The sequence below is a fragment of the Rhodococcus sp. (in: high G+C Gram-positive bacteria) genome (assembly GCF_049591685.1).
GTDB lineage: Bacteria > Actinomycetota > Actinomycetes > Mycobacteriales > Mycobacteriaceae > Rhodococcoides.
The window spans coordinates 1-5,914 of sequence record NZ_JBAWFH010000075.1 but is presented as its reverse complement, the minus strand read 5'-3'; the positions used below and the strand labels follow the sequence as shown (position 1 = coordinate 5,914).

Below are 5,914 nucleotides of genomic sequence, written 5' to 3'. Positions count from 1 at the left end.
GCGAAGCACAGTCCGCCACGGGTCTGCCCGGCGGTATCGCCATCCCCCACTGCCGCGCCGACGCCGTCAACTCGGCATCACTGGGCTTCGCGCGGCTGAACCCGAAGGTCGACTTCGGCGCTCCCGACGGCCCTGCCGACCTGGTCTTCCTGATCGCAGCTCCGGCGGGCGCCGGTTCGGCACACATGAAGTTGCTGTCCTCGCTCGCTCGCGCGCTCGTCAAGCCCGAGTTCGTCGCCTCGCTGCGGGAAGCTGCCGGCGCCGCCGAGGTGGTTGCGCTCGTCGACGCCGTCGTCAACCCGGCACCGAAGAAGACGCCCGCCGCACCCGTGACGGCGGGCACCCCGAAACACTCTGCACCCGACAACGACGCTCCTGCGGTCACGACGGCTCCGGCGGACACGGCGCCCAAGCACATCGTCGCCGTCACCGCATGCCCCACAGGCATCGCGCACACCTACATGGCAGCGGATTCCCTCGTGGCCGCCGGTGATCGTGCGGGCGTGACGGTGCATGTCGAAACGCAGGGCTCGAGCGGCAGCACTCCTCTCGATCCCCAGCTCATTGCGAGCGCCGAGGCAGTCATCTTCGCCACCGACGTCGGTGTCAAGGGCAAGGAACGATTCGCAGGCAAGCCCGTCATCTCCTCCGGCGTCAAGCGTGCAATCAACGAACCCGATGTCATGGTCACCGAAGCGCTTCGTGCCGCGGGCGATCCCGACGCCGCCCGCGTATCGGGTACCGCAGTGACATCGGGCGGAAGCGACAGCAGCACAGGCGAATTGGGCTGGGGTACCCGGATCCGACAGATCTTGCTGACCGGCGTCAGCTATATGATTCCGTTCGTCGCGGCCGGCGGCTTGCTCATCGCACTCGGCTTCTTGCTCGGCGGATACGAGATCTCGGACAACGCCGAAGAGATAGTCATCAACAATTCGCTGACGTCGCTTCCGGACGGCGGATTGGCCACCTATCTCGGCGCAGTGCTGTTCCAGATCGGTGCGCTGTCGTTCAGCTTCCTGGTACCGGCGCTGGCCGGCTACATCTCCTATGCGATTGCCGACAGACCGGGTCTTGCACCAGGTTTCACCGCCGGCGCGGTCGCCGTTCTCGTAGGCGCGGGCTTCATCGGAGGTCTCGTCGGCGGCTTGATCGCCGGCTTCGTAGCGCTGTGGATCAGCAAGTGGAAGATCCCGACGGTTCTGCGCGGGCTCATGCCCGTCGTCATCATCCCGCTGTTCGCGACGCTCATCGTCGGCGGAATCATGTTCCTCGTCCTCGGCAAGCCACTCGCGGCCATCACCAGTGGACTCACCAACTGGCTCAACGGACTCAGCGGAAGCTCCATCATCATCCTGGGCGTCATCCTCGGCCTCATGATGTGCTTCGACCTCGGCGGGCCGGTCAACAAGGCCGCCTACGCGTTCGCCACCGCAGGCTTGTCCGTCACCGACGTCGCTTCACTCCGCGTCATGGCTGCGGTCATGGCCGCCGGCATGGTGCCTCCGCTGGCGATGGCGCTGGCTTCCGCTGTTCGCTCCACCCTGTTCACCGAAGCCGAACGCGAAAACGGAAAGGCGGCCTGGTTCCTCGGAGCAGCATTCATCTCCGAAGGCGCAATTCCATTCGCGGCGGCCGATCCGCTGCGGGTCATCCCGTCGATGATGGCGGGCGGCGCAGTAACCGGTGCCCTCGTGATGGCCACCGACGTCACCCTGAGCGCACCTCACGGCGGAATCTTCGTCTTCTTCGCCATCGGCCAGCTGCTCTGGTTCGTCGTGGCCCTGGCCATCGGAACCATCGTGTCCGCGTTCCTCGTGATCATGGCAAAGCAATTCACCAAGCCGAAGGACGCACCGGCCGATTCCGTTCTCGACCCCGACGCAGTACACGTCTGATCTCGTCACCGCTCCACCGAACCGAACCCACCGAACGAGGAGAAATTTCAATGCCCAGCACCACAGTCACCGTCGGATCCGCCATCGGCCTGCACGCACGCCCCGCTGCACTCATCGCAGAGGCAGTCGCCGACTCCGGCATCGACGTCACCCTCGCGGTGGAAGACCAGGAACCGGTGGACGCCGGATCAGCCCTGATGATCATGACGCTCGGAGCTACCAAGGGCACCGAGGTGACCGTCGAAAGCGAGGATCAGGCAACGCTGGACAAGATCGCAGCGCTCGTCGCGTCCGATCTCGACGCCTGAAACATTCCGATCAGCTACGCCGCCCGGCCAGCCCGAACGCGTAGACGACCGATACCACTGCGAGTACACCGGCGACGGCAATCGCACCGAACGACCATCGGCCTCCGGGCGACGATGGTGCACCGGTCGATTCCGTCGCCGGTTGCTGTTGCGGTTGCACGGAGAACACCGCGCCGGCCAGCTGATCGATCGGCGGCAGCGGACCACCCGCTGATTCCGACGCGAGAAGAAGAGCCCCGTCGGCAGTGAAGGCCACGGCTTCACCCTGGGGGCGTGCCGGGGCTGCAATCACGACGGGCTCGGCGGTCAGCGCCGCGGCAACATCCCCATCGACGACCGGGAACAGATACACGTCGGTATACGTCCGCACAGCGGCGACGGACCCATCGGAGCTGACGGCGCCGCCCGTGGCGAGAACAGAACCCGTGATGAACGGCGGCCCGCCCGGCGTGGTCGTTCGCGCGAAGGCCACTTCGCCGACTTTCTTCAGCGATGTCGGCCCCGGCGACGCCAGTTCGTCGACCCTCGTGTCGCCTTCCGGGACGTAGATTCCGCTCACGCCCGACGGTTCTTTGGTCACGACAACGGGCCGACCGTCCGACGAGATCAACAGGGTCTCGGCGTCGTGCGGGCCATCGGGGTAGACAAGACGGTGAAGTTCTCCCGCACCGGTGGATGGGTCCATGCGCGTCAAGGCGACGGTCTCGCGCGTGCGCCGATTGTCCCCGGTGTCGGACAACCAGAGATCACCCCCGTACGACCCGAGGTCCTCGACGTCGTAGGGATCGACGGGTACGTCGATCCAACGATCGACCGTGCAGGACGCGTCGAGCACCGCGACCCGATGATCGGTGCCGCTGTCACCGACTGCGTACAGCACGCCGTCGACCTCGGCGAGTCCCGACAACTCTGCCAATTCCGGGTCGGACGGTGTGCAGTACGCGGCGAACTGTCGTACCTCGGGCTCGGCCATGGCGGGCGCTGCGGCCAATATCAGCGCCCCGAACGCAGCCGGAACGACCAAAGCTGTGCGGCGCACCCGCGTCAGGCAGTGACGGTGTCGAATGCGAAGTCGGTCAACACCGCGGCGAGAGCAGTGGGCACCCGTGCCTCGACTCGTGTTCCGTCGGCCTCGTGCGAGGACTTCGTGATCCGTCCCTCGGTGTGTATCCGCGCAACCAGATCACCGCGCGTGTACGGAACGAGGACGTCGACCTCGGATTCCGGCCACGCAAGGATCTCACCGAGGTAATCGCGGAGTTCGTCGATGCCTTCCCCGGTACGCGCGGACACGAACCGCGCACCCGGCAACAGGCCACGCAACTGCGTCAACTGGACAGGGTCGGCTGCATCGATCTTGTTGACGACGATCAGCTCGGGAGGCATTGCGGCTTCACGCTCCCTGACGACGTCGACGATGACCTCGCGCACGGCCTTGATCTGATCCACGGGCAGCGGATCGGAACCGTCGACGACATGCAGCAGCAGGTCGGCGTCGGTCACTTCCTCCAGCGTGGATCGGAAGGCCTCGACGAGCTGCGTCGGCAGATGCCGCACGAAACCGACTGTGTCGGTGAGCACGATCGCGCGGCCGTCTTCGAGCGTCGACTTTCGCGATGTCGGATCCAACGTGGCGAACAAAGCGTTCTGGACGAGCACACCGGACCCGGTGAGAGCGTTGAGCAGCGAAGACTTGCCCGCGTTGGTGTAACCGACGATGGCGATGGACGGCACGGTGCTCGTCAGTCGACGCTCACGCTTGGTGTCGCGGGCCTGCTTCATGCCCTTGATCTCGCGGCGGAGTTTGGCCATCCGCTCGCGGATGCGTCGGCGGTCGGTCTCGATCTTCGTCTCACCGGGACCACGTAGACCCACGCCGCCGTTGCTGCCCGCGCGGCCACCGGCCTGCCTGGACATGGACTCACCCCAGCCGCGGAGCCGAGGAAGCATATACTCCATCTGCGCGAAAGCGACCTGCGCCTTGCCCTCGCGAGACGTCGCGTGCTGGGCGAAGATGTCGAGAATCAACGCCGTGCGGTCGATGACCTTGACCTTGACGACCTTCTCCAGCGCGTTGAGCTGCGCGGGGGTCAGCTCACCGTCGCAGATCACCGTGTCCGCGCCGGTCGAGAGCACCACGTCGCGCAGTTCGTGCGCTTTGCCCGAACCGATGTACGTGGCCGAATCGGGCTTGTCCCGACGCTGCACGAGTGCATCGAGAACCTCCGAACCGGCTGTCTCTGCCAGCGCAGCGAGTTCTGCCATGCTGCTCTCGATCTGCGCCGCGGTACCCGTCGTCCATACCCCGACGAGAACTACTCGCTCGAGTCGGAGCTGACGGTATTCGACCTCGGTGACGTCGGCGAGCTCGGTCGACAGCCCTGCCACGCGGCGTAGAGCCGTACGTTCTTCGAGCTGCATGTCGCCCGAAGACGGCGAACTCTCACCCGCAGACGTTCCGTCCGCCGGGAGGGAGGAACGAGCGATGCGCCTGGCCCAGGCGTCGGATTCTTCTCGCGTCCAGGCAGACCCGGTGTTCGTGTCCTGGTGTTCTGTGTCCGTTATTTTGTCGATCCTTAGTTCGGGTGAGCTGCCTGGGATGCAGAGTGCATCGGACATACTCGCTGTGTTGTTCCTGCTGCGTGTTGCAACGCTCTCCATGATCCATGAAATTCCCAGCGCACGCACCCGGGTTTCCTGGTGGAGGGCCCTCGGCGGGGTCGGTTCAGGCGAGTTCGCGCCACCAGGTGTCGTCGATGACGCCGGTGGCCAAGAGCACCGACGGTCCCCTCAACGTGGCTGCGGAATCCTCGATCGTCACCGTCACCTCGCCGCCGGGTACGCCGACCACCACCTGTCCGGAATCGAGGCCTTCGTATGACAGGGCCGCGGCCGCCGCCGCGACCGTTCCGGTGCCGCAAGACCGTGTTTCACCCACTCCCCGTTCATGCACGCGCATGTCGACGCGGCCGAAGCGCATTCTCGTCAGAATCTCGACGTTGGCGCCTGCTCGGAAAAAATCGTTGTCGAGCCTGGGCGTCGACGTGAGATCCAGGGCCCTGAGCGAATCGATGTCGGCGGCGTCGTCGACGCATGCGAGGTGCGGGTTGCCGACGTCGATGCCGATTCCCTCGAAGGTTCTGCCCGCCAGTTCGGCGCTGCTGCTACCCATCAAGTGCACATCACCCATGTCGACGGTGACGTCGGCGACCGTGGAGTCGAAGGAATGCACGATTACGGGACGCGCGCCGGCGCGGGACCCGACGACGAAACGATCGTTGCTTTCGAGCCCGGTTGCCCGTAGGTAGTGAGCGAACACTCGGACGCCGTTGCCGCACATCTCTGCGATGCTGCCGTCACCGTTGCGGTAGTCCATGAACCAGTCGCCCGCCCCCACCCCGATCGGCAGGCGGTCGAGCACCCCGGCATCACGCAGTGCTCCCGCCCGCGCGACTCGCAGCACCCCGTCGGCGCCCAGTCCGCGGCGTCGGTCGCAGAGCGCAGCGACACGCGGGCGAAGCAGTTCGATCTGCACCTCGGGATCGGGCAGAACCACGAAGTCGTTCTGCGTTCCGTGTCCCTTGGCAAAGTGCATTCTGTAAATCCTAGCTGCACTCCTCGAAAGCAACTTCTAGCTTCGCTCCTCGACGACCACTTCTAGCTTCGCTCCTCGACGACCACTTCTAGCTTCGCTCCTCGACGACCACT

5 protein-coding genes are annotated in these 5,914 nt (G+C 65.4%); 2 read left to right on the top strand and 3 right to left on the bottom strand.

Annotation, left to right across the window (positions count from 1 at the left end; translation table 11 throughout):
* Both WBQ44_RS03545 and WBQ44_RS03540 read left to right on the top strand, forming a co-directional pair.
* Positions 1-1,898, top strand: a 1,898-nt coding sequence (locus WBQ44_RS03545; RefSeq protein WP_495565358.1) for a PTS fructose transporter subunit IIABC, incomplete at its 5' end; no start/stop codon positions are given.
* Between the two features lie 50 nt (positions 1,899-1,948).
* Positions 1,949-2,206, top strand: a complete 258-nt coding sequence (locus tag WBQ44_RS03540; RefSeq protein ID WP_495565357.1) for an HPr family phosphocarrier protein — start codon at positions 1,949-1,951, stop codon at positions 2,204-2,206.
* Between the two features lie 10 nt (positions 2,207-2,216).
* On the opposite strand, the gene WBQ44_RS03535 is transcribed toward WBQ44_RS03540, so the two are convergent.
* The 3 genes from WBQ44_RS03535 to dapF all read right to left on the bottom strand — a co-directional run bounded on the left by WBQ44_RS03535 (position 2,217) and on the right by dapF (position 5,801).
* Complete coding sequence (locus tag WBQ44_RS03535; RefSeq protein ID WP_495565356.1) at positions 2,217-3,245, bottom strand: hypothetical protein; 1,029 nt, start codon at positions 3,243-3,245, stop codon at positions 2,217-2,219.
* Positions 3,246-3,250: 5 nt separating this feature from the next.
* Positions 3,251-4,825: a GTPase HflX gene (gene hflX / locus WBQ44_RS03530; RefSeq protein ID WP_495565355.1), complete on the bottom strand. Its 1,575-nt coding sequence runs from the start codon at positions 4,823-4,825 to the stop codon at positions 3,251-3,253.
* 106 nt (positions 4,826-4,931) lie between these two features.
* Entirely contained in the window at positions 4,932-5,801 is an 870-nt protein-coding gene (dapF, locus tag WBQ44_RS03525) for a diaminopimelate epimerase (protein ID WP_495565354.1), read from the bottom strand.
* Positions 5,802-5,914: the final 113 nt, after the last annotated feature.

Coding starts and splice junctions, on each gene's coding strand:
- WBQ44_RS03540 (WP_495565357.1), top strand. CDS start 1,949: ATGCCCAGCACCACAGTCACCGTCGGATCCGCCATCGGCCTGCACGCA.
- hflX (WP_495565355.1), bottom strand. CDS start 4,825: ATGTCCGATGCACTCTGCATCCCAGGCAGCTCACCCGAACTAAGGATC.
- dapF (WP_495565354.1), bottom strand. CDS start 5,801: ATGCACTTTGCCAAGGGACACGGAACGCAGAACGACTTCGTGGTTCTG.